Annotated in this window: 22 protein-coding genes; 12 read left to right on the top strand and 10 right to left on the bottom strand. The window is 70.7% G+C overall.

The window, feature by feature from the left end:
• Positions 1-17 precede the first annotated feature (17 nt).
• On the top strand, positions 18-2,552 hold the full coding sequence (locus AB0M88_RS02040; RefSeq protein WP_364094008.1) for an EAL domain-containing protein: 2,535 nt from the start codon (positions 18-20) through the stop codon (positions 2,550-2,552).
• A gap of 210 nt (positions 2,553-2,762) precedes the next feature.
• On the opposite strand, the gene AB0M88_RS02045 is transcribed toward AB0M88_RS02040, so the two are convergent.
• Positions 2,763-4,634: a glycosyltransferase family 39 protein gene (locus AB0M88_RS02045; protein WP_364094010.1), complete on the bottom strand. Its 1,872-nt coding sequence runs from the start codon at positions 4,632-4,634 to the stop codon at positions 2,763-2,765.
• Between the two features lie 303 nt (positions 4,635-4,937).
• Between AB0M88_RS02045 and pgi the strand changes: the two genes are divergently transcribed.
• The 3 genes from pgi (at position 4,938) to AB0M88_RS02060 (ending at position 9,144) form a co-directional block, all read left to right on the top strand.
• Positions 4,938-6,569, top strand: a complete 1,632-nt coding sequence (gene pgi, locus AB0M88_RS02050; protein ID WP_364094013.1) for a glucose-6-phosphate isomerase — start codon at positions 4,938-4,940, stop codon at positions 6,567-6,569.
• Positions 6,570-6,602: 33 nt separating this feature from the next.
• Positions 6,603-7,730: a winged helix DNA-binding domain-containing protein gene (locus AB0M88_RS02055; protein WP_364094014.1), complete on the top strand. Its 1,128-nt coding sequence runs from the start codon at positions 6,603-6,605 to the stop codon at positions 7,728-7,730.
• 64 nt (positions 7,731-7,794) lie between these two features.
• Complete coding sequence (locus AB0M88_RS02060; RefSeq protein WP_364094016.1) at positions 7,795-9,144, top strand: glycosyl hydrolase family 18 protein; 1,350 nt, start codon at positions 7,795-7,797, stop codon at positions 9,142-9,144.
• A gap of 54 nt (positions 9,145-9,198) precedes the next feature.
• Here AB0M88_RS02060 and AB0M88_RS02065 read toward each other — a convergent pair whose 3' ends face one another.
• Entirely contained in the window at positions 9,199-10,161 is a 963-nt protein-coding gene (locus AB0M88_RS02065) for an FAD-dependent oxidoreductase (RefSeq protein WP_364094018.1), read from the bottom strand.
• Between the two features lie 308 nt (positions 10,162-10,469).
• On the opposite strand from AB0M88_RS02065, the gene AB0M88_RS02070 reads away from it, so the two are divergent.
• A complete protein-coding gene (locus AB0M88_RS02070; protein ID WP_364094020.1) occupies positions 10,470-11,540 on the top strand; it encodes an SCO2521 family protein in 1,071 nt (356 codons plus the stop codon).
• The gene (locus AB0M88_RS02075) at positions 11,537-12,517 is read left to right on the top strand and encodes a DUF6879 family protein (RefSeq protein WP_364094021.1); all 981 of its coding nucleotides are present in this window, start codon (positions 11,537-11,539) and stop codon (positions 12,515-12,517) included. The genes AB0M88_RS02070 and AB0M88_RS02075 overlap by 4 nt, the downstream gene beginning before the upstream one ends.
• Before the next feature lies 1 nt (position 12,518).
• On the opposite strand, the gene AB0M88_RS02080 is transcribed toward AB0M88_RS02075, so the two are convergent.
• The 5 genes from AB0M88_RS02080 to AB0M88_RS02100 form a co-directional block, all read right to left on the bottom strand.
• Entirely contained in the window at positions 12,519-13,478 is a 960-nt protein-coding gene (locus AB0M88_RS02080) for an SCO2522 family protein (protein ID WP_364094024.1), read from the bottom strand.
• Positions 13,475-14,392: an SCO2523 family variant P-loop protein gene (locus AB0M88_RS02085; protein WP_364094027.1), complete on the bottom strand. Its 918-nt coding sequence runs from the start codon at positions 14,390-14,392 to the stop codon at positions 13,475-13,477. Before AB0M88_RS02085 ends, AB0M88_RS02080 begins: the two co-directional genes overlap by 4 nt.
• 2 nt (positions 14,393-14,394) lie before the next feature.
• Positions 14,395-16,239, bottom strand: a complete 1,845-nt coding sequence (locus AB0M88_RS02090; protein WP_364094030.1) for an SCO2524 family protein — start codon at positions 16,237-16,239, stop codon at positions 14,395-14,397.
• A 36-nt stretch (positions 16,240-16,275) separates the two neighbouring features.
• A complete protein-coding gene (locus AB0M88_RS02095) occupies positions 16,276-17,139 on the bottom strand; it encodes an SCO2525 family SAM-dependent methyltransferase (RefSeq protein WP_364094033.1) in 864 nt (287 codons plus the stop codon).
• Between the two features lie 342 nt (positions 17,140-17,481).
• On the bottom strand, positions 17,482-18,333 hold the full coding sequence (locus AB0M88_RS02100; RefSeq protein ID WP_364094034.1) for an alpha/beta hydrolase: 852 nt from the start codon (positions 18,331-18,333) through the stop codon (positions 17,482-17,484).
• 36 nt (positions 18,334-18,369) lie between these two features.
• On the opposite strand from AB0M88_RS02100, the gene AB0M88_RS02105 reads away from it, so the two are divergent.
• The 5 genes from AB0M88_RS02105 (at position 18,370) to AB0M88_RS02125 (ending at position 22,878) form a co-directional block, all read left to right on the top strand.
• A complete protein-coding gene (locus AB0M88_RS02105; RefSeq protein WP_364094037.1) occupies positions 18,370-18,918 on the top strand; it encodes a helix-turn-helix domain-containing protein in 549 nt (182 codons plus the stop codon).
• 122 nt (positions 18,919-19,040) lie between these two features.
• Entirely contained in the window at positions 19,041-20,123 is a 1,083-nt protein-coding gene (locus tag AB0M88_RS02110; protein ID WP_364094038.1) for an LLM class flavin-dependent oxidoreductase, read from the top strand.
• On the top strand, positions 20,120-20,713 hold the full coding sequence (locus tag AB0M88_RS02115; protein ID WP_364094041.1) for an FMN reductase: 594 nt from the start codon (positions 20,120-20,122) through the stop codon (positions 20,711-20,713). The genes AB0M88_RS02110 and AB0M88_RS02115 overlap by 4 nt, the downstream gene beginning before the upstream one ends.
• A gap of 177 nt (positions 20,714-20,890) precedes the next feature.
• Positions 20,891-21,946 (top strand): glycosyltransferase, encoded by a 1,056-nt coding sequence (locus AB0M88_RS02120; protein ID WP_364094043.1) that lies wholly within the window; start codon positions 20,891-20,893, stop codon positions 21,944-21,946.
• A 368-nt stretch (positions 21,947-22,314) separates the two neighbouring features.
• Positions 22,315-22,878: a histidine phosphatase family protein gene (locus AB0M88_RS02125; RefSeq protein WP_364094445.1), complete on the top strand. Its 564-nt coding sequence runs from the start codon at positions 22,315-22,317 to the stop codon at positions 22,876-22,878.
• Positions 22,879-23,286: 408 nt separating this feature from the next.
• On the opposite strand, the gene AB0M88_RS02130 is transcribed toward AB0M88_RS02125, so the two are convergent.
• On the bottom strand, positions 23,287-23,814 hold the full coding sequence (locus AB0M88_RS02130) for an AAA family ATPase (RefSeq protein WP_364094045.1): 528 nt from the start codon (positions 23,812-23,814) through the stop codon (positions 23,287-23,289).
• Between the two features lie 86 nt (positions 23,815-23,900).
• On the opposite strand from AB0M88_RS02130, the gene AB0M88_RS02135 reads away from it, so the two are divergent.
• Positions 23,901-24,902 carry a Gfo/Idh/MocA family oxidoreductase gene (locus tag AB0M88_RS02135; RefSeq protein WP_364094047.1) on the top strand — a complete coding sequence of 334 codons (1,002 nt, stop codon included), beginning with the start codon at positions 23,901-23,903 and terminating at the stop codon, positions 24,900-24,902.
• Here the strand turns inward: AB0M88_RS02135 and AB0M88_RS02140 are convergent.
• Complete coding sequence (locus AB0M88_RS02140) at positions 24,892-25,629, bottom strand: class I SAM-dependent methyltransferase (RefSeq protein WP_364094050.1); 738 nt, start codon at positions 25,627-25,629, stop codon at positions 24,892-24,894. The genes AB0M88_RS02135 and AB0M88_RS02140 overlap by 11 nt on opposite strands.
• Positions 25,630-25,638: 9 nt before the next feature.
• Complete coding sequence (locus AB0M88_RS02145; protein ID WP_364094052.1) at positions 25,639-26,490, bottom strand: hypothetical protein; 852 nt, start codon at positions 26,488-26,490, stop codon at positions 25,639-25,641.
• Between the last annotated feature and the right edge of the window lie 141 nt (positions 26,491-26,631).

Consider the following 26,631-nt stretch of genomic DNA (forward strand, 5'->3'; position numbering starts at 1 on the left):
ACCCGATCCTCAGGGTCATGACGGCCCGGACCCGGACGACGATCGCGCTGGCCACTGCGCTGGCGGCGGCGGTCGCGACCGTACTCGGGCCGCGCTGGACCCAGCCCGGCGTGGCCCTGCTCGGCCTCGCCGCCGGACTCGCCTGCCTCGGGCTGGCGGTCCGCCGGCGGTCCCGGCTCCGGATCTCGCTCGCCTGGGCCGGCATCGGCGTCGCGGCACTGACCTGTGTCCTCGGCGCCGGCGTGGTGGACTTCTCCGCCCAGCCGATCGGGTTCGGAATGGTCGCCCTGGTCAGCATCGGGCTCCTGCTCCTGCCGACAACCACCCAGACCCGCCTCTACCGGGTGCGCACGCTGGTCGACACCGGCCTGGTCGCGGTCTCGGTTCTCGGCACGAGCTGGTACTGGATCGTCGTCCCGGCCGGGCTCACCGACCAGCTCGGCCGCCCGCTCGCCGACGTTCTGCTCGCCACGGTGGCGATCATGACCATCGTCCGGGTGAAGGCGAGCCGCCTGCGGCTTCTCGCCTCCGCCGCCCTGGTGGTCGCGGTCGGCGACAGCCTCACCGCCCGGGGAGCGTACGCGGCGGGAAGCGCGAGCTGGCTCGCCGGCTGCGTGCTGCTGCTGTTCGCGGCCGCGTTCTCCGTCTCCGACCGGGAGTCCCCGAGGCGCCGCGACCTCGCCTCCGTGGTGCCGTACGGCGTCGTGGTGATCGCGCTGATCGCCGGGATCCTCCGGATCGGGATGGTCAGCTCCCTGAGCCCGGCCGTGGCGACCTGGTCGCGAGCCCTCCTCGCCATCCTGATCGTCGGCCGGCAGGTCATCATCGGGCTGGAGAACCGCCAGCTCACCGGCGAACTGGCGAGCCGGATCGCCGAGCGCACCGGCGAACTCCAGGACCGTCAGCAGCGCTACAAGGCCCTGATCGAACAGAGCTCGGAATCGCTGGCGATCCTCGAGGCCGACTCGACGGTCCGCTACCAGAGCGAGTCGGTCGAACGGATCTTCGGCTATCCGGCGTCGTACTTCATCGGCCGGCGCTTCGTCGAGATGATGGGGCGCAAGGTCGGCGGGCGCGTCCAGGCCGCGATCGACGAGGTGCTGCCCACGCCGTACGCGGTCACCGTCTTCGAGGTCATGGTGCGGCACGGCGACGGGCAGTGGCGCCAGGCCGAGATGACGGTCACGAACCTGATGGACGACCCGGTCGTCCGCGGCCTGGTCTTCAACACCCGCGACATCAGCGAGGCCCACGAACTGCAGGATCGGTTGCGGCACGAGGCGTACCACGACGCGCTGACCGGCCTCGCCAACCGCGCCCTGTTCCGCGAACGGCTCGCCGCGGCCGCGCTCTCCGGCCGGCCCTCGATCCTCTTCCTCGACCTGGACGGCTTCAAAGAGGTCAACGACAGCCTCGGCCACGCCGCCGGTGACGAACTGCTGGTGCAACTGGCCGGCCGGCTCCGCTCCCTGGTGCCGTCGGCGTGCACGGTGGCCCGTCTCGGCGGCGACGAGTTCGCCCTGATCGCCTCCGACCTGGTCGGCGCCGAACAGCTCGCGGTCACGATCCTCGACAACCTGGAGACCCCGTTCCAGGTCGGCGCCCGCGAACTGCACGTCGGCGCGGCCATCGGCATCGCCTCGGCGGTCGACGCGGGCGACATCGAGCAGCTCCAGCGCAACGCCGACCTGGCGATGTACCGCGCCAAGGACGCGGGCGGCGGGGTGTACGCCACGTACGACCCGGCCATGCACGACGCCCTGATCCGGCGCCTCTCCCTGGCGGCCGACCTGCGCCTGGCCCTGCAGCGGGACGAACTGGTCCTGCACTACCAGCCCACGGTCTGCCTGCGGACCGGCGACATCGTCGGCTTCGAGGCCCTGGTCCGCTGGAACCACCCGACCCTGGGCATGATCGCGCCCCTGGAGTTCATCGGCGTCGCCGAGTCGACCGGCCTGATCGTCCCGCTCGGCCGCTGGGTCCTCACCGAGGCCTGCCGCCAGGCCGTCGCCTGGGACCGCCCGCTGAAAATGGCCGTGAACGTCTCGGTCCGCCAGTTCGACTCCGGCGACCTGGCCCAGACCGTGGCCGAGGTCCTCGCCTTCACCGGCATGCCGGCCGACCGCCTCTGCCTGGAGATGACCGAGAGCGTCCTGCTGACCGACACCGACGAGAACCTGTCCCGCATCGTCTCCCTCAAGGCCCTGGGCGTCCAGCTGGCCATGGACGACTTCGGTACGGGCTACTCCTCGCTGGCCTACCTGCGCCGTTTCCCGATGGACGTCCTGAAGATCGACCGCTCGTTCGTCGACCGCCTGGGCGGCGAGGACGCCGACGAGGCCCTGGTCCGCACGATCGTCCGGATGGGCCGCAACCTGGGCATGTCCCTGGTCGCCGAGGGCATCGAGACCGAAGTCCAGCTCGCCAGACTCCTGGAGATGGGCTGCGACTACGCCCAGGGCTACCTCCTCTCGAGGCCCCTGCCGGCCGAGGAGGCCGGCCGCGCCCTGGAGTCGGGCCCCCTCTTCGCCCCGGCCCCGGTAGTCGCCTGAACTAGCCTCCTAGGATGCTGTAGGTGTGGTTAGGCGGCAGCGCCGAATACGCGCCCGCGACCAGCCGTAGCGCCTGTGCCGCGCGTGGCGATGCCGCCCCGCCCTCGGTTGGGTGGGGCGGCATTCAAGCACACCGGTCCGACATTTTCGGAAGGTTGTCCACCGTCGGCCGGACGCCTTCTCCCGATTGTCCGCACAGAGCCGGCAGGGTCAGCTGGACTTGGGCTGGGTCAGGTCGTAGACGGTGGTGTTGCCGACGGTCTTCGCCGTGTAGTGCGCGGCTACCCACGTGGCGATCTGGGCCGACTGAGTGGTGCCGCCGCCCATCCCACCGCCCCCGCCCATGCCGCCGCCCGCGATGTAGTAGTGGATCTGGCCGGCGGTCGCGTACTTCTGGAACTCGGCGAGGGTGGGGGAGGGATCGCTGCCGTTCCAGCCGCCCAGGGCGATCACCGACGTGCCGCTGGAGAGCTCCAGGTCGGCGGCGGAGGTCGCTCCACTGATCGCGGCCGACCACTTCGTCGTGCCGGCCTTCAGGAGGGCGGTCAACTCGCTGTTCGAGCTCCCGCCGCCGGTCGGGCCGCCCGGCGCGGCCGTGCTGTTGTCGGCGCCGGGACGCGTACCGCCGCCGGGGCCCCCGCCTCCGAAGCCGGCCGCGGCGGACGGTCCTGAGCTGGGGATGGAGCCCGAATGGGCGACCGTGGCGGTGGCCGCGCCGAAGGCGGCGGAGCCGGCGCCGGCCGACAGGATGGCGGCGACCAGGGTGACCACCGCCAGGCGCCGCCGGGGCAACAGGAGGGCCAGGCCGAGCAGCACGCCCAGCGCGAGCGTCGCCCAGCGCAGCCCGGGCAGCCAGCCGGAGCGGCCCAGGAGTTCCCAGCTCCAGACCGCCGTGACGATGATCATGGCGGAGAGCACCGGGCGGGCCCCGAGCTGCCACAGCACCCGGCCGCCGATCGCGACCACCGCGGCGATCGCCGGGGCCAGGGCGACCGTGTAGTAGGGGTGAATGGTCCCGGTCATGTAGCTGAACGTCACACCCGTGACCAGCAGCCAGCCGCCCCACAGCAGCATCGCGGCGCGGGCCCGGTCGGTGCGCGGGGCGGTCCTGGTGGCCGCGAGCACCGCCACCAGGGCGATCAGCGCGGCCGGCAGGAGCCAGGAGATCTCGGTGCCCATCGCGGAGCCGAACAGCCGGCCGATTCCGGTCGCGCCGCCGAATGAAGTGGAACCGCCGCCGCCGTTTCCGGTGCCGCCGAGAATGCGGCCGAGGCCGTTGTAGCCGAGCGCCAGTTCCCACAGCGTGTTGTTCGTCGAGCCGGCGATGAACGGCCGCGACGACGCGGGCCACAACGAGACCAGGGCGACGTACCACCCGGCCGAAACCACCACTGCCAGCCCGGCCAGCAGGAGATGCCGCACGCGCCGGCCGAGGCCGGCCGGCGCGGCGATCAGATAGACGAGGGCCATCGCGGGCAGGACCAGGAAGGCCTGCATCATCTTGGTGAGAAAACCAAAACCCAGGAGTACGCCGGTGAGGGCAAGCCACCGGGCGGAAGCCACCTCGACCGCCCGAGTGGTCGCATAGCCGGCCGCCGTCATCAGCAGCACCAGCAGCGCGTCCGGATTGTCGAAGCGGAACATCAGCACCGCGACCGGGGTGAGGGCCAGCGCGGCGCCCGCGAAGAGCCCGGCGCCGGTGCCGAACCAGCGCTTGACGCTCAGATAGAGCAGATAGACCGAAGCGACGCCCATCAAAGCCTGGGGCGCCAGGATCGACCAGCTGTTGACGCCGAACAGGCGGGCGGAAAGGCCCATCACCCACATCGCCGCGGGTGGTTTGTCGACCGTGATGGCGTTGCCAGCGTCGAGGGAGCCGAACAGCCACGCTTTCCAGCTCTGCGCGCCGGCCTGCGCGGCCGCGGCATAGAAGCTGTTGCCCCAGCCGGACGCGCTGAGATTCCACAGATAGAGGAGCGCCGTGCCGGCGAGCAGTACCAGGACCGGCCATCGGCGCCGGGTTGCCGGGGCCGCATGGCGCGGCATTTCCGCCGCGGCCGGCCGTTCCATCAACGTCGTCATGGCGACAACGGTGGGCAGAGACGCTACGGCCGCGTTGTGGGATGGCTATGCGGCATCTGTGAGAGAGGAGGGCGTACCGCTGGCTCGCGGCACCGCCGCGGACCTCGCCGTGCTCGCCGGGCAGATCGCGATCGCCTGTTCCGGGCCGCCCAGCGGGCGGCCGGCGACGACCCCGAGGCGCTGCTCCCGGCGATGAGAAACACAGTCGATCTTCTTCTGGCTTGATTCCGTACGCATTCTGCGGGCAACCCATTCGTGCCAGGATGGGGACGAGAGTCCGGGTTCGAGCGAGAGACAAGGCTGATGAGCGAACACGTTTCCGACAGCGCCGAGTGGCAGACGCTGCAGGGCCACGCGGAGAAGTTCTCGGCGGTGCACCTGCGCGACCTGTTCGGCAGTGACCCCGGCCGCGGCGAGCGGCTGACCACGACCGTCGCCGACCTGACCGTCGACTACAGCAAGAACCTGGTGACCGACGAGGTCCTGACCGCCCTGTTCGCCCTGGCCGAGAAGGCCGGGCTGCGCGACCGCATCGCGGCGATGTTCGCGGGCGAGCACATCAACACCACCGAGGACCGCGCCGTGCTGCACACCGCGCTGCGCCTGCCCCGCGACGCCACGCTGGTCGTCGACGGGCAGGACGTGGTGGCCGAGGTGCACGAGGTGCTCGACCGGATGGGCGCGTTCAGCGACCGGGTGCGCTCGGGCGAGTGGACCGGCCACACCGGGCAGCGCATCAGGACCGTGGTCAACATCGGCATCGGCGGGTCCGACCTCGGCCCGGTGATGGCCTACGAAGCGCTCAAGGCCTACAAGTCGCCCGAGATCGAGTGCCGGTTCATCTCCAACATCGACCCCACCGATCTGTACGAGAAGACCCACGACCTCGACCCGGCGACGACCCTGTTCGTCATCGTGTCGAAGACGTTCGGCACCCAGGAGACGCTGACCAACGCGACCGAGGCGCGGAAGTGGCTGGTCGCCGGGCTCGGCGGTTCCTCCGACGCGGTCGCCAGGCATTTCGTGGCCGTGAGCACCAACGCCGACAAGGTCTCGAAGTTCGGCATCGACACCGCTAACATGTTTGGCTTCTGGGACTGGGTCGGCGGCCGCTACTCGCTGCCCTCCGCGGTCGGCCTCTCGGTCATGATCGCGATCGGCAAGGAGCAGTTCGCCGACATGCTGGCCGGCTACCACAAGGTCGACGAGCACTTCCGCACCCAGCCGCTCGAGAGCAACGTGCCGGCCCTGCTCGGCCTGATCAACGTGTGGTACGACACGTTCCTCGGCGCCCAGTCGCACGCGGTTCTGCCGTACTCGCAGTACCTGCACCGCTTCGCGGCCTACCTGCAGCAGCTCACGATGGAGAGCAACGGCAAGTCGGTCCGCCTCGACGGCAGCCCTTTGACCTACCAGAGCGGCGAGGTCTTCTGGGGCGAGCCCGGCACCAACGGCCAGCACGCCTTCTACCAGCTCATTCACCAGGGCACGAAGCTGATCCCGAGCGACTTCATCGGGTTCGTCGAGCCCAACCACGACATCGCCGAGATGCACGACCTGCTCATGTCCAACTTCTTCGCCCAGACCGGCGCGCTCGCCTTCGGCCGCACGCTGGAGCAGGTCGAGGCGGAGGGCACCGACCCCAAGGTCGCGCCGCACCGGGTGATGCAGGGCAACCACCCGACCACGACGATCCTGGCCCAGAAGCTGACGCCGTCGATCCTCGGCCAGCTGATCGCCCTCTACGAGCACATCGTCTTCACCGAGGGCACCATCTGGCAGATCAACTCGTTCGACCAGTGGGGGGTCGAGCTGGGCAAGGTCATGGCCAACCAGCTGGCACCCAAGCTCACCGGGTCGTCCGCCCCGGCGGCCGACGACGACTCGTCGACCAACAACCTGATCAAGCTGTACCGGGCCGGTCGCGGCCGCTGATTTCTGTCGTACCCAGCCTCTAGGGTCGTCGGCATGGACACGTCGACGGCCCTTGAGCTGCGGATGCGGAGCCTGCTGCTGCGCGGCGGGCTCGACTCCGTCGCCGGGATCGTCGAGTGGTTCGGGGCGATGCAGGCCCAGGATGTCAACAGCGGGCTCTGGTCCTTCGGCGCGCGGCGTCCGGGGGCCACGCTCGAAGACATCAACGCGGCGCTGGAGCGGCGCGAGGCGATCCGCACGTGGCCGATGCGCGGCACGGTCCACTGGGTCCCGCCGGCCGACGCCCGCTGGATGCTCGGCCTCATGGGCGTGCGCTCCCTGGCCGCGGCCGAGCGCCGCCGCCGGCAACTCGGGCTCGAGGCGGCCGACGCCGATCGCGCGGTCGAGCTTCTCGGCGCCGCCCTCGCGGGCGGCAGACGACTGACGCGGGCCGAGTGCCTGCTCACGCTCACCGAGGGCGGCGTTCCGGTGGGCGGGCAGATGGGCTACCACCTCCTTTGGTACGCGTGTCAGCAAGGTGTCACCGCGATCGCCCCGCATGTGGGCAAGGAGCAGACGTTCGTGCTCCTCGACGAGTGGGCGCCCGTGGCCAGCCGGCCCGATCGCGACGAGGCGCTCGGCATCATCGCGCTGCGCTTCTTCCGCAGTCACGGGCCGGCGCCGCCGAAGGACTTCGCGGGCTGGACCGGCCTGACCATGACCGACTGCAGGACCGGCATCGCGGTGGCGGGCGACTCGCTGGAGACGGTCGACGTCGACGGTGTCGAGATGCTGATGGCGCCGGCCGGCTCGGTCCCGGCGGGCGTGGCCGGCTCGGGCGTGGCCGGCTCGGGCGTGGCCGGCTCGGGGTCGGATGATGAGCGCTGGCTGGCGTTGCCGGGGTTCGACGAATATCTGCTCGGCTACAAGGACCGGTCCATGATGGCCACGCCCGGCCAGCTGGCCGCGATCATTCCGGGCGGCAACGGCGTCTTCCAGTCCACGCTGGTGCGCGGCGGCCGGGTCATGGCGACCTGGAAGCGCTCGATCGACCGCAAGGGCGTCACCGTGACCGTCCAGCCATTGGCCAAGTTCACTTCACGAGATCGCCACAATGCTTCGGCGGCACTGGAGCTCTACGCGGCCTATCTGGGGCTTCCGCTGACTGTTAAGAACCCTTGATATTTACGGATGTGAACGCCACGATATGGGTGTCGCACGTCACGTACGCATCGAGGGAGTCGCCATGGATGTCCGACGTCGTCTCTTAGCACTGGCCGTCGGCCTGGGGGTGGCCGTCGGTGGGTTCGCCGTGGCGGTCACCGGTCCGGGCGGCGTCGCGTCCGCCGCCGTGACGTGCTCCGGCACGGTCTGGGCCGAGGGCAACACCTACACGGCCGGCCAGCAGGTCACCTACCAGTCTCATCTCTACCAGGCCCTCGTCACCCACACGGCGTGGCCGGGCGCGGGCTGGAACCCGGCCTCCACCCCGACACTGTGGAAGGACCTCGGCGCGTGCACCGGCGGAGGCGGCACCACGCCGCCGCCGACGACGCCGCCGACGACCAAGCCGACGACGCCGCCCACCACGCCGCCGACCACCCAGCCGACGAGTCCTCCCACGACGGCTCCTCCCGGCGGGTCGACGTGCGCGACCAAGGGGCGCCCGGCCGGCAAGGTGCTGCAGGGCTACTGGGAGAACTGGGACGGCTCGTCCAACGGCGTACACCCCGGCCTCGGCTGGATCCCGATGAACGACAGCCGGATCGCCCAGCACGGCTACAACGTGCTGATGGCCGCGTTCCCGGTGATCCGCTCCGACGGCACGGTGCTCTGGCAGGACGGCATGGACGCCGGCGTGAAGGTCGGCACCCCGGCCGACGTCTGCGCGGCCAAGGCGGCCGGCGCCACCGTGCTGATGTCGATCGGCGGCGCGGCGGCCGGCATCGACCTCAGCTCGTCCGCGGTCGCCGACCGGTTCGTCTCGACGATCGTGCCGATCCTCAAGCAGTACAACTTCGACGGCATCGACATCGACATCGAGACCGGGCTGACCGGCAGCGGCAACATCAACACGCTCTCGGCCTCGCAGGCCAACCTCGAGCGGATCATCGACGGGGTGCTCGCGCAGATGCCGTCCAACTTCGGCCTGACCATGGCGCCCGAAACCGCGTACGTGACCGGTGGCAGCGTCACCTACGGGTCCATCTGGGGCTCGTACCTGCCGATCATCAAGAAGTATCTGGACAACGGTCGGTTGTGGTGGCTCAACATGCAGTACTACAACGGGAGCATGTACGGCTGCTCCGGTGACTCGTACTCGGCGGGCACGGTCCAGGGCTTCACCGTGCAGACCCAGTGCCTCAACAACGGCCTCACGGTCCAGGGCATGACGGTCAAGATTCCGTACGACAAGCAGGTCCCGGGTCTGCCCGCCCAGCAGGGCGCCGGCGGCGGCTACATGGCACCGTCCCTGGTGTCGCAGGCCTACGCCGGCGTGAGCGGCATCAAGGGCCTGATGACCTGGTCGATCAACTGGGACGGCTCCAAGAGCTGGACCTTCGGCGACAACGTGAAGCGGCTCGAGGGCCGCTGACCGGTCCGGCCGGCACCGACCCGCCAGTCGGTGCCGGTCCCCGGCGTCAGCTGTTCAGCGCAGGAGGCCGAGCACCAGCTTCGCCACGTCGTCGGCGCAGCCCCACGAGAGGCTGACGCCGGCGCCGCTGTGGCCGTAGTTGTGCACGATGTGCCGGTCGCCGAAGTTCTCGTGTTCGAGCCGGATCCGCGGCCGGTCGGGCCGGATGCCGGCCCGGTGGCCGAGGAGCTCGGCCTCGGCGATCGGCGGGAAGATCTCGGCGCAGCGGGCCACGATGGCCCGCGCGACGTCCAGGTCGGGCGTCGTCTCGGCCACGCCCTTGTCGGCGCTGCCGCCGAGCAGCAGCACCGGCCCCTGCGGCAGCAGGTAGGTCATCTCGCTGAGCGCGTCGGTGTGCTCGGCGAAGAACTCGGTGATGCCCGGATTGCGGACCGCGACCAGCTGGCCCCGGATCGGCCGCACCTCGATGTCGGGCACCAGCTCGCGGGCGCCGACCCCGCTGCAGTTGACCACGACCGGCGCGTCGGCGAAGGCCTCCTCGAGCGACTCCAGGCGCCCCCGCACGACGTCGCCGCCCGCCCGGCTGAACCGCCGCAGCAGCCAGTCGAGGTAGGGCGGCATGTCGATGATCGGCGCCCGGTAGTGCCAGCCGCTGGTGAAGCCGGGCGGCAGCTCGCCGGGCGTGCAGTCGTGGTAGCCGGGCAGGTTGACCGCCCAGTCGGGGGTCGGGATGCCGTCCCGGGACGCCTCGATGCCGTCGATGAGCCGCACGCCGGGCCGGCCCTCACCCTCCATGCGCACGAACGCGTCGTACGTTCGCTCGGCCCAGACCGGCACGCTGGGATGATTGGCATAGATCGGATCCCAGATGGCGCCGGCGGCGGCCGAGGTGCTGTCGGCCGGGTCGAGCTGGGCCCGGATGCGCACCCGGAAACCGGTGTCGGCGAGGCGCACCGCGGTGGTCAGGCCGGAGACGCCGGCCCCGACGACGAGGACCTCGGGTTGTGCGGACGGCATCTTTCGACGCTAACGGGAATCGATGGATGATCGTCAACGCGAGGGAAATTCGGCAGCGACTGATGACAACGGCACCGGCTGCTTGTCGTCTGTCCGCGATGGATGGTAGGCAATACGACTCCTCGTCCATGAACGATCACCCACGGTTGCAATCCGCCGACCTTTGGGTTCCAATCGAACCGCTGGCGTCATGCGGACGGGGACACGTGCCGCTGGGGAGCGGCGGTCAGGGTTGACCGTGCCGCGTCGCCGCACTCACGCTCCCCGGGTCTCCTGCCGTCGAGGAATGGGGGCGTGACGTGCTGATCGTGGGCGAGGTGCATACCGGCCTGCTCCGCGGCCGGGATCCGGTCGCCGGCGATGTCGCGCGAGCCCTGGTCGACCTGGTCTCCGGCGAGCCGGTGCTGGTCTCGGAGCGGCCCCGCTCGTGCGTGCGGTCACCCGGCCGTCCGGTCGGTGTGGACTGTCCCCTCGACGCCGGCGGCTCGGGCCGCCAGGTGCGGGGCATCGGCACGGTCATCCAGCGGGCGGCGATCACCGACGGGCATGTGCTGCAGGGCTCGGCGTACGTGACGCTGGCCCAGGCCGCGCAGAGCGCGCGCCAGCCCTGGTCCCATTATCTGGCCCGGCCGGGGGTGGTCGAGGCCATCGGCCGCACCGGCTGGGCCGACCTGGCCGCCTCGTTCGCCGCCGCCCGGCTTCCGGGCGCCGCGCTCGATCTCGGCGGCATCGCCGCCCAGGCCGCCGACCGGGTCCAGCAGAGCGTCCGGGTTCCGCCGGGCGCCGGGACCCAGCCGGGCGTCCGGGAGCCGGGCCGTCCGCGGTTGCGCGCCGCGCGTACGCGTCTGCGCTGGATCGCCGAGATCACGCCGCTCCCGCCGCCGCGCGGATCCGTGAACCCGGCGCACGGATCGGTGAACCCGTCGCGCGGGTCCGGGAACGCGCCGCGCGGGTCTGAGTCCGGGCCGGGGCCGGAGACGCCGGCCGGGGTTCAGTTCGTCATCCGGGGCGGGGCGGTCCACGGTGACGAGGCGAGGGTCCTGAGGTTCTCCGCGCCACCGGACACCGAGCCCGGACGGCTGGCGGCGGTGGCCGAGGACGTGGCCCTGCACGATTGGCTGCTCACCGCGCTGCTCGAGATCATGCGCAAGGCGGCGATCGGCGTGCTGCCCCGTGAGGAGGCGATCGAGCGCCTGCTCCCGGCGATCGACTATCTGATGCACCTGTGGCTGCCCGGGGCCCGCGGCGACGCGCTCTCGGACCGGGTCTGGGGCGCCCTGGAGAGCCGGGCCGGTCTCAGCCGCCACTGGGATCTGCTGGTGAACCGGATCCGCGACCAGCTCGCGGTGGCGGGCCTGCATCCGGCGGTCCGGCGGTGATCGCTCTGACGCGGAACCCGGGCACGGAGTCCGACGGCTCCAGCGTCATCCGTACGGCCGTGCTCACGATCGCGACCGGGGGCGTCACCTTCCTGATCACGAACGGGCTCAATCAGCCGCAGGGCATCTGCATCATGCTGTCGATCCTGATCGGCGGGATCGCGCTGATGGTCCGCTTCCTGGTCGACTTCGAGAAGCGGCTGGCCGGGGTCGAGCAGATCGAGAAGGACGGCATGGCCGACATGAAGAAGCTGGTCGGCGACGCGTTCTCGGAGATCAGCGAGGCCACCGCCCTGTACGGGCTGATCGAGGCCTCGGCTCTGCAGACCGACCTGGTCACCCAGCTCGTACGCAACTCGACCCAGATCTCGCCGACCTCGCCGCCGATCATCTACCAGTTCGTGCAGGCGAAGATGAAGGAGATGGCCGACTTCCTCAAGCAGCTGGCCGAGGGTGGCACGGTCACCTACTACGGCGAGGACCGGGAGTGGCTGCTCGGCCTGACCCGCAACGCGACCGTGAGCGTGGACGCGATCAGCATGGCCGCGGTCGACCACGACCTGTGGAACAGCGAGATCGGCCAGCGCTACCTCGACGCGCAGCGCCGGGCCGCCCGCGACGGCCGCCGGGTGCGCCGCATCTTCGTGCTCGACGAGCCGGCGATGGCCGACGATCCGATGCTGCGCCGCGCCTACGAGGAGCAGCAACGGATGAACATCGAGGTGCGGATGCTCGACCGGCAGAGTGTGCCGACCCCGCTGCAGGTGCAGGTGCGCGACCTGATCCTGTTCGACGACATCCTCTCGTACGAGACGACGCCGACCACGAACAACCCGGAGCAGGCACAGGTCGCCGAGACCCGCCTGGTGTTGACCGAGTCCCGGGTCAAGGAGTGCGCCCTGCTGTTCCGCGAACTGTGGGACATCGCCCACGAGTGGCGGGTCGAGGCGCCGGTGCCCGATCACCGGAACGTGTAGCTCACAGGAACGCGTAGGCGATCCGGCCGACGACCTCGGCCGGCAGGTCGAGGCCCTCGCCGCGGGCCCGGCCCCGCGCCTGCCGGTCGATGGCCGGGTCGACCGCGACCTGGCTGAGGATCGTGCGCACGGCCATCTCGATCGGCAGGAAGCGGCTGTCGATGGCGCTGAACGTGCGGTAGGCCCGCATCGGCGCCGCGGCCGGGTTGAGCTGCACGACCGCCGGCATGCGATCCCATTCGGCGGGCAGGTCGGCGGCGGCCACCGGCTGCGGCTCGGCGATCGGGTCGCCCAGGTGGCGCAGCAGGCCGAGCCGCTGCAGCTGCCAGACCGCGGCCAGGAACGGGCACGACCAGCGACGGTCCTCGGTGCCGTTCCACAGTTCGATGTCGACGAAGATGGAATGGTTTTGCACGGCACTCTGGCGCGGCGGCTGCCACTCGGCCGGCGGGCGCTTGCCCATCGCGACCCCGTTCACCGACGGCGACCGCACGCCGTTGGTGAGCCAGCCGGTCCTCGCCGTCGGCGGCCGGTTGCCGTTGGTGCCCTCGGGCGGCTCGTCGACCAGGTGGTCCTGCACCAGCCGCGCCACGTCGATGTCGCCGGCCCGGGCGCAGCCGGACTCCCGGGCCACGTAGTCGATCACCAGGCCTTCGGCGGTGGCCGCCTCGACCAGGGCACCCACCACCTCGGGTGGTGACGAGAACCGGGTGAAGTAGTCGTCGATCAGGAAGCACGTCGAAATGCGCGGCGTCCGCCCGGCGAGGTCGGCGGCGACCTCCTCCACTGCCGTACGGGCCCAGGGCCGCACCCGCCGGAACTGCGCGCGCAGCCGCTGCTCGCCCGCGCGGAAATCGTCCATGTAGAGGTGACCGAGCTCGACCGACAGGTGCGACAGCGCCACCGCGCGCATCACCGGGCTCGCGCTCTCCTCGGTGAAGACGTCGTCGGCGGTGGTCACAGACCGACCCACGAGTTCTCGTCGACGATCTTCTTCGCGAGGTCCTCGAAGGCGTTGACCGTACGCTCGTTGGCCGTGCGGTGCAGCCACACGTCGTCGTTGGAGATCAGCTGCTCGCGCCACTGCAGCACCGGGTCGAGCGGCACCTCGCCGAGCAGGTTGACCCGGCCGACCCCGGTGCGGCTGGCGAGTTCGTGCAGCCCCCGGTTACACACGTCGAGCCACGCCAGCTGCTCCAGCCGGAGGCCGGTGTCGGGTGCGCTCGGGTCGAGCACGGCCGTACGCACGAAGCGGATCGCCTCGGTCAGCGCGTCGCGGTCGTGGCCGCACTCGGCGCCGGTGTCGAGGATGCCCTGCGGGCCGCGCACCAGCCCGCTGGCCGCGATGATGTGCTGCCGGGTCCAGCGGTGGAAGACGATCCAGCGGCTCGGCACGCCCCGCAGCTCGGGCCGGGCGGTCGCGGCGAGCACGATCTCGGTGGCGTACGACCGGCCGGCGCTGAGGTCGATGATGACGAGGTCGAACTCTTCGTCCATCCGGACCAGCAGCTCGGTGCAGCGGTCGACGATCTCGGGCGTCGAGCTGAACTCGCCCTGGCCGCTGTCGCCGGGCAGCAGCGTGAGCCGGCCCGCCCCGGCCGGCCGGGAGCGGAGCACCTCCCGCTGGGTCTCGGTCCAGACGTTGACCCGCCGCGGTGCGGGGACCCGGCCGAACAGGTAGCTGTGCAGCCCGTCACCGTCCACTCCGGACGCGATCTCCTCCGGCAGGTCGAAGATCGCACCGGACGTCGGCGAGCCGAAGTCGAAGTCGAGATAGGCCGAGTCCTTGCCCTGCAGGGCGTGCCGGTAGGCCAGGTTGGTGCTGGTCACCGACCGGCCGGTGCCGCCCTTGTCGGACGTGGCGAAGATCAGCATGGTCAGCTCCCGGTGTTCGCGCGCCGGGCCGCCGACAGCCGGTCCAGCTTGCGGAGCACTTCCTCGGTCACCGCGACGGCGACACCCGGACGTTCGCGCCGCACGGAGCGGGCGCGGCGTAACTCGGTGCCGAGGCGTTCGAGCTCGATCCGCAGCGCCTCGCCCCGCGTCGTGGTGCCGTTGAGCAGCTCGCGATCGAAGAGGTGGTCGGCCTCGTTGAGCAGGTCGGCCGCGATCTGGGCCAGCAGGTCGCTGCGCACCGGTGGTTCGTTGATCACCCGGGCCGCGGTGACCAGGCAGTCGACCACGCGCTTGGTGTAGTACCACGAGACGTGCGCGTGGTCCTTGTCGAGATGGCTGAAGACGCCGGCCGGCCGGTCCCACAGGCCGCGGTCGTCGCCCTCCTTGATCATCCGGTCCTCGAGGTGGGTCCAGACCGCGTCGGACAGCTCGATCAGCCGGCTGCGCATGGCGCCGTCACTGATCATGCCGGCGAGGTCGAGGGTGCGGCGGAACAGCACCGGCGAGATGTCGGCGACCGTCCACGCCAGCTGCGGACCGCCGACGTCTTCGCTGCCCTCGAGCGGGAAGTGCAGGCCCGGATAGTGCACGGCGACCGCGAACTCGGGTTCGCTCGACCGGCGGGTGATGCGACTGCGGTTGGCCAGCTCCTCCAGCACGTTGGCCACCCGCTGCATCTCCGCGTTGGACGCCCGGTTGGCCTGCATGTTCTGCATGACCATGCCGCTGACCAGCAGGCTGAAGTAGTCGAACTCGATGCCGTCGGTCGCCCGCCAGGGCAGGTCCTCCAACGGCCAGCGCCCCGAGCCGAAGGTCGCGATCGTCGCCCAGTACGACCGGGTGAGCTCGAAGCGCAGCTGCAGCGACTGCGCCAGACGGGACTGCTCGGCGTCGAGCAGGCCGAGCAGGCGGGTGCGCTCCGACGACAGCGCCTGGATCGCGTCGAGCGCGACGGTCGTGAAGTAGAGATAGGGCGCGTTCTGCGCCACCCCGTCGCGCTGCTGCCCGATGTCGGCGATCGTCTCGATCTTCGGTGCGTCGTGGACGATGCCCCACGACCATCCACATTCGAACAGCCGGTTGGGGTTGTCGAGCTCGTTGCCCTCGGCGGCACCGGAACCGATGGTGACGTCGTCGCGCAGCCGGGCGTTGATCTCCCGCAGGGCCTCGCGCAGCTCCTCGACGACGATGTGGGTGGGCCGGCGCTCCTGGTTGACCGTGCGGATCAGCTCGCGGCCGAACTTGTTGTCGGCCGAGAAGACGTTGACCGTGAAACTCCGCAGGAGCCCGGCCATCGCCGCCGACAGCCGGCGGTTGGCCAGCTGCTCGAGGTTGTCGACCTGCTGCAGGAGCACCGGCCGGGTCACCACCGAGCGGAAGGTCTTGGTGAAACCGACGATCGCCAGCATCAGCGTGACCGAGATCGAGAACGAGTCGACCACGTCGAGGTCGCGCTGGGTGGGGGTGATCTCGGCGCCCTCCGCCTCGGTGCGGAAATAGGTGTCGCCGGAGAAGACGGGGGTGCCGTCGGGATCGGTGTAGCGCTCGATGTAGTCGGTCAGCGCGCGCAGCAGGCGTTGCGGGATCTGCAGGTTGTCGCCGAGGCCTTTGAGCGAGTCGAGAACGTCGTCGCTGATGCCGTCGGGCTTGTCGAGCCGGAACAGCGGAACCGCGGTCGCGGGCGACAGGATGCACAGCAACTGTTCGGCGTCACTGATCGAGTTGGACCCGCCTCGGCCGCCCGGGTCCCAGGATCCGTCGCGATAGGAGACCCGCGTCGTGGCCTGCCAGATGTCGAGAAGCTGTTGACGTGGCTGAATCTGCATCGGAGCAACGCACCTACCCGTCCGTGGGCCTGGCTGTCACCTCTTGAAGCCGGTAGCCACCATCATCCCGCAATAGCCGTCGCGAAGGTCATTGCTCTCCACGACAGAAATTGTCACGTTCTTGGCGACCGGGGCCAGCGCCGCCCGGACGTCCTTCTCCTCGATCGAGCAGGCGGGGAAGTGCACGCCGTCCACGTAGTAACCGGACGAGTTACGCATGAACGCCGAGGCGAACGGCCGGCCGTGCCGCAGCGAGCGCACGAAATGGCGTACGGCCCGCTGGAACTCATCCGTCCGGGTGGTGATCGACTCGGCGACGAAGAACATGGTGCCGATGTCGTAGCGGTCCTCTTCGAGGGTGAGCACGTTGCCCCGGGTCACCCGTGCGCGCTCCTGGAGCACGTAGAACGGATCGGAGATCGGCCGGTAGTGCTCGCGGCCCTCCCTGATCTCGTCCCAGAAATCCAGCCACGACTCGTGCGGTTCGGGAAGTTCGCGCAGCAGCCAGGCCCGGTTGGAATGCGCCCGCTCGAGAAGCGTCAGTTGCGAGCTGTACGGCAACATCGTCATCGCCGGATAGAGGTTGGTGCCCGCGCCGACGTCGATGGCGCTGCCGACCATCTTGCCCCGGGTCGCGCGCGCGAAGAAGTCGCCGACCACCTGGATGATCTCGCGGTCGTCGTCGCGCAGCTTGCCGTAGTTGTGATCGAAGTACGCCTGCGAGTTGAAGCGGCCCCAGTCGACGTCGGCGTTGCTCCGGACGTTGTCGCGGACCGCCTGCTCGATGAGCTCGTCCCAGCCGTGGTTGTCGTTGCCCCCGCCCGACGCAGCGTCGAAGATCGCCGTCTCGACAGTGTGGGTCACCGAGGCGGACGCGCTACTTCGGTCGTTCGGTGGCACAGACATGTCCTTCCGGCGCTCAGCTATGGGGCATAACCACTAACGAGCAACACGGGAAGTTGACGGGTTTGCCGCACCTTCAAATGTATGCCGGAGTCTTGTCACTCCGCACCATCCAAGTCGCCGCGACATAGTGTCATACTCCCCCCGCCTTCGATACGGCGCGTGGCTTTCCGCAGATCAACCGATGCGCGGATTTACTCCGGGCGCCTCCCGCGGGACCCACTGTCACCAGGGCGCACCTCCGGTGCCGCGGAAATGCGCAATCCCTACCCGTGCTGATGAACGGCTTGACGCGCTAATGCACGCGGCCGGGTGACGCCACCACTTTCGGATGAACTGTCAGATTTTCTGGCTGAGGTCCCGCAAGGCGTCGAGCACGGCCCCGGGTTGCTCGATGTGCAGGTACTGGTGAGTCGCTCCGTCGAGCACGCGGTGCTCGCCCCGCGACGACGCGGCGGCGAGCGACTCGTGCAACTTGCGGATGCCGTCGAGGGCTTGCCGGATCAGTTCGGGTTCACCGAACGCCGCCCAGGCCGGGTTGCCGGCTCCGGCGCTGAGCACCGTCACCGGCACGTCGGGGACCGGGCCGCCGCCGCGGACCTCCGGGTAGACGTCCGACTCCAGGTTCGCCGACTCGAGCAGGCCGGTGCGCCAGTGCGCCAGGTGGTGGTCGACGAGCTCATCGCGTACGGAAGGAGGCCAGGCGGCCAACAGCCGTGCGTAAGCCACCCGGGCCGCCGCGATCTGCTCGGCCGTCAGGTCGGGCAGATCGGCGGCATCGGGCTTCATGGCCGCGTTGAGGTCGGCGGCGGCCGGCGGAAGGTAGTCGAACAGATCTTCGTGGCCGGGGTCGAGGAGCAGCAGCCCGCGCGTGTCGGCCGGGAAGAGCTGGGCGAACCGGCGGGCATAGACGCCGCCGAGGGAGTGGCCGATCAGGATCCACGGGCCCGGCACCTCGGCGGCGAGCAGGGTGTCACGCAACTCGGTGGCGACCGACGTGGCCGAGCGGGGGAGCGCGACGTCGCGGCTCCAGCCGGTGCCGGCCCGGTCGTAGAGCACGGTGCCGGCGGTGGCGATCGACCAGAAGTCGAGGCCGACCAGGCCGGCCCCGGGGAACACGACAGCGGGAGCACCCACCCCGGGCCGGTCGAAGTCACGGTAGATCGCGATGCCGTCCACGAATGTTCTCATGCCTGCGAACATTAGCACCTGTGCGAACATTGGAAAATGGACCCGGTCGAGCTCCTCCTCCACCCCGTGCGGCTGCGCCTGGTGCACGCCTTCGCCGGCGGGCGGTCGCTGACCACCGCCCAGCTGGCGGCCCGCCTGCCCGACGTCTCCCAGGCCACGGTCTACCGGCACGTGGCGACGCTGGCCGAGGCGGGCATCCTCGAGGTCGAGGGCGAGCAGCGGGTGCGCGGCTTCGTGGAGCGGCGCTTCCGGCTTCATCGGGACGCGGCCGCGGTGAGCCCTTCACGGGCCGCCTCGGCAACCAGGGCCGAGCACCGGCGTGCCTTCGCGACGGCGATGGCGGTGCTGCTCGCCGAGTACGAGCAATACCTGGACCAGGACGGGTCGGACCCGGCCGCGGATCAGGTCGGCTACCGGCAGCACGCCGTCTGGCTGACGGACGAGGAACGCTCGCGGCTGATCGAGGGCATGCGGGCGGCGATCCTCCCGGTCATCGCCAACGGCCCGGAGGCCGGGCGGACGCCCTATCTTCTGAGCCCGATCCTGTTCCCGGTCGCCGAGGTGTCGGAGCAGGGCCAGCACTAGGCCGGCGAGCTCGTCGGGGGGATGTGATCCACGCCGCAGCACATATCCTTCAGTTTTGAAATACTTTGGTGGGCGCGCCCGTTGAGACAGTCAGAAGCAACGGGCAAAGACAGGGAGCGGTCATGCAGTTCGGGATCTTCACCGTCAGCGACGTCACCACGGACCCGACGACCGGGCACACGCCGACCGACGCCGAGCGGATCAAGAACGTGGTCACCATCGCCAAGCACGCCGAGGAGGTCGGTCTCGACGTCTTCGCGCTCGGCGAGCACCACAACGAGCCGTTCTTCTCCTCGTCCCCGACGACGACCCTGGCCTACATCGCCGCGCGGACCGAAAGGCTGCTGCTGAGCACCGCGACCACGCTGATCACCACCAACGACCCAGTGAAGATCGCCGAGGACTACGCGATGCTGCAGCACCTGTCGGACGGCCGCGTCGACCTGATGATGGGCCGCGGCAACACCGGGCCGGTCTACCCGTGGTTCGGCAAGGACATCCGGGCCGGCATCCCGCTCGCCGTCGAGAACTACGCCCTGCTGCACAAGCTGTGGCGCGAGGATGTCGTCGACTGGCAGGGCAAGTTCCGCACCCCGCTGCAGTCGTTCACGAGCATCCCGCGCCCGCTCGACGGCGTGCCGCCGTTCGTCTGGCACGGCTCCATCCGCAGCCCGGAGATCGCCGAGCAGGCCGCTTACTACGGTGACGGCTTCTTCGCCAACCACATCTTCTGGCCGAAGGAGCACACCCAGCGGATGGTCGGTCTCTACCGGCAGCGGTTCGCCCACTACGGCCACGGCGGTGAGGACCAGGCGATCGTCGGGCTCGGCGGCCAGGTCTTCATGCGCAAGAACAGCCAGGACGCGGTGAACGAGTTCCGGCCGTACTTCGACAACGCGCCGGTCTACGGCCACGGCCCCTCGATGGAGGAGTTCACCGCCGAGACCCCGCTCACCGTCGGCAGCCCCCAGCAGGTCATCGACCGCACGCTGGGCTTCCGCGACTACGTCGGCGACTACCAGCGCCAGCTGTTCCTGATGGACCACGCCGGCCTGCCGCTGAAGACGGTCCTCGAGCAGCTCGACCTGCTCGGCGGCGAGGTCGTTCCGGTGCTGCGCAAGGAGTTCGCCGCCCTCAGGCCGGCCCACGTGCCGGACGCCCCCACCCACGAGTCCCTGCTGGCAGCGAAGAAGGTAGCGGCATGAAACTCGTCGTCGTCTCGGCCGGCCTGAGCCAGCCGTCCTCGACCCGCCTGCTGGCCGACCAGCTCACCGCGGCGGTGGTCGCCGAGAGCGACCACACCCCGGACGTCCGGGTCGTCGAGCTGCGCGACCTCGCCCACGACATCGCCAACCATCTGCTGACCGGCTTCCCGCCGGCCGCGCTGAAGGACGCCCTGGACGCGGTCGAGGCGGCCGACGCGCTGATCGCGGTCAGCCCGATCTTCAGCGGCAGCTACAGCGGGCTGTTCAAGTCGTTCTTCGACGTCCTCGACAAGGACGCCCTGGCCGGCAAGCCGGTGCTGATCGCCGCCACGGCCGGCACCGCCCGCCACTCGCTGGCCCTGGAACACGCGCTGCGCCCCCTGTTCGCGTACTTCCGGGCCGTGGTGGTGCCGACCGCGGTCTTCGCGGCGGCCGACGACTGGGGCGCCGACTCGGCCGACGGCCTGCTGCAGTCCCGCGTCACCCGCGCCGCCGGCGAGCTGGCCCGGGAGCTGCGGCACCGGGGCCCGGCCGAGGTCGCCGACCCGTTCGCCCTGACCGTGAACTTCGAGGACCTGCTGAACAGCTGAGACCCGGAAGCCGCGGACGAGCATGTAGACGGCGACCGAGAACTCCCGCAGCGATCGGCACGAACCCGGATCGCGCAACGACACCACCGGGAGCAGGCACACGACGCCGGTCAGTCACCTCGGTCACGAGACCAGACCACGGCTCAGGGGCGCCGACTTCGTGCCGACGTGATAGATGTGCTTTTTGCCGCTGCCCTGATCGTGCGGGACGAGGAGACCAACCTTCCCCCGTGCCTGGCCTCGCTGGCCGGGGTCGTCGACGCGATCCACGTGTATGACACGGGTTCCGTCGACGCGACGGTGTCCGTCGCCTCCGGGCTGGGCGCCCACGTGACCCGCGGCCGGTGGGACGACGACTTCGCGACGGCCCGCAACACGGCCGAGGAAGGCTGGACCGCCGACTGGATCCTCTCGGTCGACGCCGACCACCGCTGCGTCGTCCCCGACCCGGCCCGGCTGCGCTCCCTGCTCGCCACGACCGACGCCGACGTCTGCCGGGTCGAGATCGACAACGCGCACGACGAACTGCCGTACACCCACAACGAGGCCCGCATCTACCGGGCCGGGCGGGTCCGCTGGCTGGGCCGGGTGCACGAGCGGCTGGTGACGCTCGGCGGCACCCGCCCGCGCACGGCCGACCTGCCCCGCGACGCGATCGTCCTCGACCACCGCGGCTATGCCGACCGGCGGCAGCGCGTCGCCAAGTCGGTGCGCAACGCGGACCTGGCCCGCCGGATGCTCACCGAGGCGACATCACCGGCGCAGGTCGCCCGGACGATGCTCGACCTGGGCCGGAGCCTGGTCGGCGCGGGCCTGCTGCAGGACGCGGTGGACACGTTCGAGAGCCTGCGGGAGCTGTTTCCCCGTACGCCGGAGTGGCTGCAGGCAACCGATTTCCTGGCCCGGGTGGTGCTGGCGGCGGGGATGGACGACATCTGCCTGGGGCTGACCGCGCAGTTGCGGGAGGCGGGCGCCCCGAAGCCCTATTGCGACTGGCTGGCGGCCCAGGCCCTGGCCCAGCTCGGCGACGTGGCGACGGCGGCGGCCCTGCTGGACGGGGTCACCGAGGTCGTCGACACAGCCGGGCGGCGTCCCGACCCGCGCGTGCTGGCCGAGCTGCGGGAACTGGTGGGCCGCCTCGCCGAGACGTCCTTCACCGGAGCCGAGGCCCGGCTGGGCAACCTGGCCGAATCCGAACTCCAGCAGTCCGGCTGGGCCGGAACCGAGACCTGACCGGCCGATCAGCAGGACGACACCGGCCACGATGGCCCTCCCGACTGCCCCGCGCGACGACCGGCACGGCCTCGGCCGCGACGAGCAGGAGCTGGCCGGCGGTGCTCGGCCGCCGCGTCTCCTGACTCGCCGCGGGAGCCGGCGGCCGGCGGAAGTACTTCGGGCTCCGGCCGTAGGTGAAGTCGAGATGCACAGCCGAAGATCATGAGAGTCGGCCGGGCCTCGCGGGGGCCGGCTGTGGACAGGATGTGACAGCTCGGGCGGGCTGTGGACGAACGTGGGCGGCCGGCGCGGAACAAGGGCAAGCTGGGACCCGTTCGGAAGGTTCGCCGGGGGAGAGCCCAGGCATGACTGAGGGAGTCGGGACCATGGGCGAGATCGTGCTTATCCGGCACGGGCAGACCGAGTGGAGCGCGGCCGGGCGGCACACGTCGTACACGGATCTGGAGCTCACGCCGGAGGGCGAGCGACAGGCCCGGGAGGCCGGGGAGCGCCTGGCCGGGCGGAAGTTCGCAGCCGTGTTCTCGAGCCCGCGCAAGCGGGCGTTGCGCACGGCCGAGCTGGCCGGGCTGGCCGTCACCGAGGTGACCGAAGACCTAGCCGAGTGGAACTACGGGGACTACGAGGGCCTGACCTCGGCCACGATCCGCGAGACGCGCCCGGAGTGGTCGCTGTGGACCGACGGCGCGCCAAACGGCGAGACGCCGGAAGAGATCGGCAAGCGGCTCGACCGGGTGCTGGCCAAGGCGCGCGAGCTGCTCGACCAGGGTGACGTGGCGCTGGTGGCGCACGGGCACTCGCTGCGGGTGGCCGGTGCGCGCTGGATCGGGCTGCCGGCCAGCGGGGGCGGCCTGCTCAAGCTGGGGACCGCGACCCTTTCCACGCTCGGCTTCGAGCACGACAACCCGGTCATCGACACCTGGAACGCGTGATCCGCAGGCCGCGCTCAGCCGCGAGCGGTGGCCGTCCTCGTTCGACCAGCCGGCCCGGCCGATCTGAGCCGTCCTTCCGCTGCTGGCCGGGCTGATCGCGCTCTACTGGGCGCTCGGCGGCCCGATCGGGCTGGCACATCCGGCGGTGAGAGACACCGACTGGCGTGTCTTCGGCGGCACGACCGCGGTGTGGGCGCTGGCGGGAGCGTGGACGATGACCCGCCGGGGACGGGTGGCGGCGGCGGTGACGTGGCTGAGTTCGGGACTGCTGTTCGCGTGGGGCGCGTGGAAACTGCCGTTCACGCTGCTGCCGGCGCTCGGAGCCGACCCGACAGTCCGGTGGCCGGAAAACCTGGCCGTGGCGGCGGGCGTGCTCGTCCTCGACGCGGTGGCCGGACTCGTGATGGTTCAGTCGGTGATCCGGGCCTCGGGCAGGCGGCTCAGAATGCGCTCGACGGTCTCGGCCGCAGACTCGCCGGAGGTGTCGAGCCAGAGCCCGATCGGCGGCGTCCCGTCGCGGAGCGCGCGGTCGAGGGCCTCGACGGTCCAGTCGCCGTAGCCTTTCTTGGCCCTCCGCGCTTCGCGGGCGGCCACGGCGGCGCGGCTCGGGGCGAGCACGACGAGGTGCCGCGGGCGGGTGCGGAGAAGACCGAGGTAGCGGGGGACATGGGCTCCGAGGATCACGTCCTGCACGATGGCGGTGAAGCCGCTTTCGGCGTACGCGTCGACGGTCGTCGCCGAAAGGCGATAGCGCAACCACAGCTGGTCCTCGGCCCCGGCCGGATCGCCGGGCGTCATCTCCGCCCGGCCCGAGACGATCATCCGCCGGAAGACGTCGCCCCGCACGTGGGCGGCCCGCGGGAGCGCCTCGGCGAGCAGTTGGGCGACGGTCGACTTGCCGGCCGCCATCACGCCGGTCACCACGATGACTGTCATGCGGCCCTATCTTTGCGGGTTTGCGGGTCGGGGGGTGCTTGAGGTGGGGCGGAGGTATGGGGTTGGGTGGCATGAGGCTGGGTGGCATGAGGCTGGGGCTCGTCGGGGCGGGAGAGGTGGCGTGGCGGCATGCGGCGGCTGCCGCCGAGGTGGACGGGCTGACGGTCACGGCGGTCTTCGATCCGGTGCCGGAGCGGGCCGCGCGGCTGGCCGAGGAGTATGCCGCCCGGGCGGTCGCCGGGTTCGATGAAGTGCTCGCCGCGGTGGACCTCGTCGTGCTCGCCGTGCCGCATGGGCTCCATGAAGGCTTGGCGCTCCGGGCGCTCGCAGCCGGCCGGAAAGTCCTGGTCGAGAAGCCGATGGCCACGACGGTCGAGGAGTGCGACCGGATGATCGCCGCCGGGCTCGGCGGGCTCGGCGGGCTTGGCGAGGGCGGCGGCGCTGAGAGCGGCGGCATTGAGGGCGGCGCGGTGCCAGGCCCGGCTGATCTCGTTGTCGGGCAGCAGGGTCGATTTTTCGAGCAGGTGCGGGCGGCCCGCGGCGAGCTGGCGCGGCTCGGCCGGCCGTTGCTCTATCTCGACCGGCGGTCGACCGACTATCAGCGGCCGGACCGGCCGGGTTGGTTCGCCGATCCGGCGCTGTCCGGGGGCGGGATCGCCATGCTGGTCGGGGTGCACAGCATCGATCGGGCCGCCTGGCTGCTCGGGTCCGCGCCGGTCGCGGTCGCGGGGTCGACCGCGACTCCGGACGGCTGGTCGGTGGAGACGTCCGCGGCCGCCACGCTCTATCTGGCCGACGGCATGCGGGCCCACCTCACGCTGATCGACTCGCCGGTGTTCTTCCACGAGACGACGATCGTGTGCGCCCGGGGGACCCTCGTCGTCGACGCCGAGGGGCTCAGCGTCGACGGCCGGCGGGTGCTGACGGTTGACGGCGACCGCGAATACACGGCGTCGTTCCGCCGCCAATACCGGGCGATCCTGCGGGGAGCGCCGATGGCGACCCTCGCCGAAGGCCGGCTTGCGGTTGCTGCCGTACGCGCGTGGTACCGCTCCGCCGCATCGGGTGGCGCCGTGGTCAGCGTGTGAGGCGGGCCGTGACCAGGACGGTGTGTTTGCGGATGGGGAAGGCGCCGTCGGCGTCGATGCGCTGCTGGATCTTCGTGGCGGCGGCCGCCCGTTCGGGGCCGGTCAGCGGAGTCCAGCTGTCGAGGTAGGCGAGCACCGGCTCCTTGGCCGGCACCGACAGGTCGCCCGGGTAGCGCTCGACCGTCACGTCGTCGAAGACCTCGGCCAGCGCGGCCGGCGCGGTCTCGGCCGAGAATCCGTTGAGGCGCCGCGGCGAGCGGGCCCGGGAGCCGAACTCGTCCAGATCGGCCATGTGGTCGTGCCCGTTGACCGCGACCGCGATCCGGCCGCCCGGGGCCAGCACCCGGGCGAACTCGCGCAGCGCCAGCCCGGGGTCGTCGACGTGGTAGAGCATGTGGTTGGCGATCACCGTGTCGAACGCTCCGGCGGCGAACGGCAACGCGGACGCGTCGGCGCGCAGCACTCGGGCGCCGGGCACCTGCCGCAGCCGGGTGCACATCGCCGCCGAGAAGTCGATCAGCGTGAGCTCGGCGTGCGGGACATGCTGCCACACCTCGCCGGTGCCCGCGCCCACTTCGAGGACCCGCCCGTCCCGCGGCAGCCGCGGAGTCAGCCACTCCCACCAGCTTTCGGGGTTGGTGCCGTAGCTGTGGAGGGCCATGCGGGCGGTCAGGTTGGCGGTCGTCGTGCCGTACTGGCTGCGGGCGTGCGCCGAGGCGAAAGACACGCGCCGAGGTTAGTCGACCGTGGACGCGGTTTTCTGCCGTACGTAGCTCAGAAATTCGGCGATGCTCGGGGTCTGTTCCGGCCGGACGTGGAACTGGATCGAGTACGCCGGCAGTTCGTCCACGGTGCTGTCCTCGCTCCGGTTGCGCAGTCCGACCAGGCGCTGCAGACCGGGTGCCCAGGTTTCGCTACTGCCGAGCTTGAGGGGAAGGTCGAGGAGCGGCTCCGCGGCCAGCGAACTGGCCGGCGGCGTCCGGGATCCTTCGTGAAATATCGGGGTCACGTACTCGACGTCGCTCCCGAACATCGCGATCGTGCTGAGTTCGGGGTCGAGGAACTCGGTGACGGTCAGGCGGCCGGCCGACCGGTCGAGCCGGAGCAGGCCGTGCTTTCCGGAATCGCGCAGGCCGACCGTGCCCTCGATCGGGACGTTGTGGCACAGGTTCCCGATCGCCAGCAGCAGGAGCTGGCACACGTCGATGGCGTCGCTGACCGCCTCGGCGTCGGGCACCTGGAACTCGTGCTCCATGGCGTTCCGCTCGACGTTGAGCTTCCGGAAGATGCTCAGCGAGATCAGCCCGCACGCGTCGAGCAGCCGCAGCTTGCGCCCGAAGTCGCAGCGCCGGTTGTGGGTCAGCAGCCCGTAGTTGTGCAAAAGGGTGTCGATCATGAGGTGGAGGGCGCGCTTCGCGTTGCCCATCGCGTTGACGAGTCCGTGGTCCCGGCCCGCCCGGAAGTCTTTCTGCGCGTAGTCCAGGTATTGCGCGGCGGTGATCTGGGAGGTCAGGGGCAGGGAGGTCGCCTCCAGCACGATGCCGTAGTAGGAGAACGGACCGTCACTGAAGAACACCGTGGTCGCCACCGGCCACCCACTCCCTTCGCCGAGGTGGATGACGCTACCGATGCCCGGCGCCCCCGACCACCGACTTTGCCGCCCGAGCGCCGCGGGAAGGCGGCGCCGCGGGAAGGCGGCGCCGCAGGGAGACAGCGCCGCGGAAACACG

It is taken from the genome of Actinoplanes sp. NPDC051411 (assembly GCF_040682075.1).
Taxonomy (GTDB): Bacteria; Actinomycetota; Actinomycetes; order Mycobacteriales; family Micromonosporaceae; genus Actinoplanes.

Excerpts from the sequence above, each read along its gene's own strand:
- AB0M88_RS02125 (WP_364094445.1), top strand. The coding sequence starts at position 22,315 with ATGGGCGAGATCGTGCTTATCCGGCACGGGCAGACCGAGTGGAGCGCG.
- AB0M88_RS02100 (WP_364094034.1), bottom strand. The coding sequence starts at position 18,333 with ATGAGAACATTCGTGGACGGCATCGCGATCTACCGTGACTTCGACCGG.
- AB0M88_RS02090 (WP_364094030.1), bottom strand. The coding sequence starts at position 16,239 with ATGCAGATTCAGCCACGTCAACAGCTTCTCGACATCTGGCAGGCCACG.
- AB0M88_RS02065 (WP_364094018.1), bottom strand. The coding sequence starts at position 10,161 with ATGCCGTCCGCACAACCCGAGGTCCTCGTCGTCGGGGCCGGCGTCTCC.
- AB0M88_RS02135 (WP_364094047.1), top strand. The coding sequence starts at position 23,901 with ATGAGGCTGGGGCTCGTCGGGGCGGGAGAGGTGGCGTGGCGGCATGCG.
- AB0M88_RS02105 (WP_364094037.1), top strand. The coding sequence starts at position 18,370 with ATGGACCCGGTCGAGCTCCTCCTCCACCCCGTGCGGCTGCGCCTGGTG.
- AB0M88_RS02055 (WP_364094014.1), top strand. The coding sequence starts at position 6,603 with ATGGACACGTCGACGGCCCTTGAGCTGCGGATGCGGAGCCTGCTGCTG.
- AB0M88_RS02085 (WP_364094027.1), bottom strand. The coding sequence starts at position 14,392 with ATGCTGATCTTCGCCACGTCCGACAAGGGCGGCACCGGCCGGTCGGTG.
- AB0M88_RS02040 (WP_364094008.1), top strand. The coding sequence starts at position 18 with ATGACGGCCCGGACCCGGACGACGATCGCGCTGGCCACTGCGCTGGCG.
- AB0M88_RS02130 (WP_364094045.1), bottom strand. The coding sequence starts at position 23,814 with ATGACAGTCATCGTGGTGACCGGCGTGATGGCGGCCGGCAAGTCGACC.
- AB0M88_RS02060 (WP_364094016.1), top strand. The coding sequence starts at position 7,795 with ATGGATGTCCGACGTCGTCTCTTAGCACTGGCCGTCGGCCTGGGGGTG.
- pgi (WP_364094013.1), top strand. The coding sequence starts at position 4,938 with ATGAGCGAACACGTTTCCGACAGCGCCGAGTGGCAGACGCTGCAGGGC.
- AB0M88_RS02045 (WP_364094010.1), bottom strand. The coding sequence starts at position 4,634 with ATGACGACGTTGATGGAACGGCCGGCCGCGGCGGAAATGCCGCGCCAT.
- AB0M88_RS02115 (WP_364094041.1), top strand. The coding sequence starts at position 20,120 with ATGAAACTCGTCGTCGTCTCGGCCGGCCTGAGCCAGCCGTCCTCGACC.
- AB0M88_RS02110 (WP_364094038.1), top strand. The coding sequence starts at position 19,041 with ATGCAGTTCGGGATCTTCACCGTCAGCGACGTCACCACGGACCCGACG.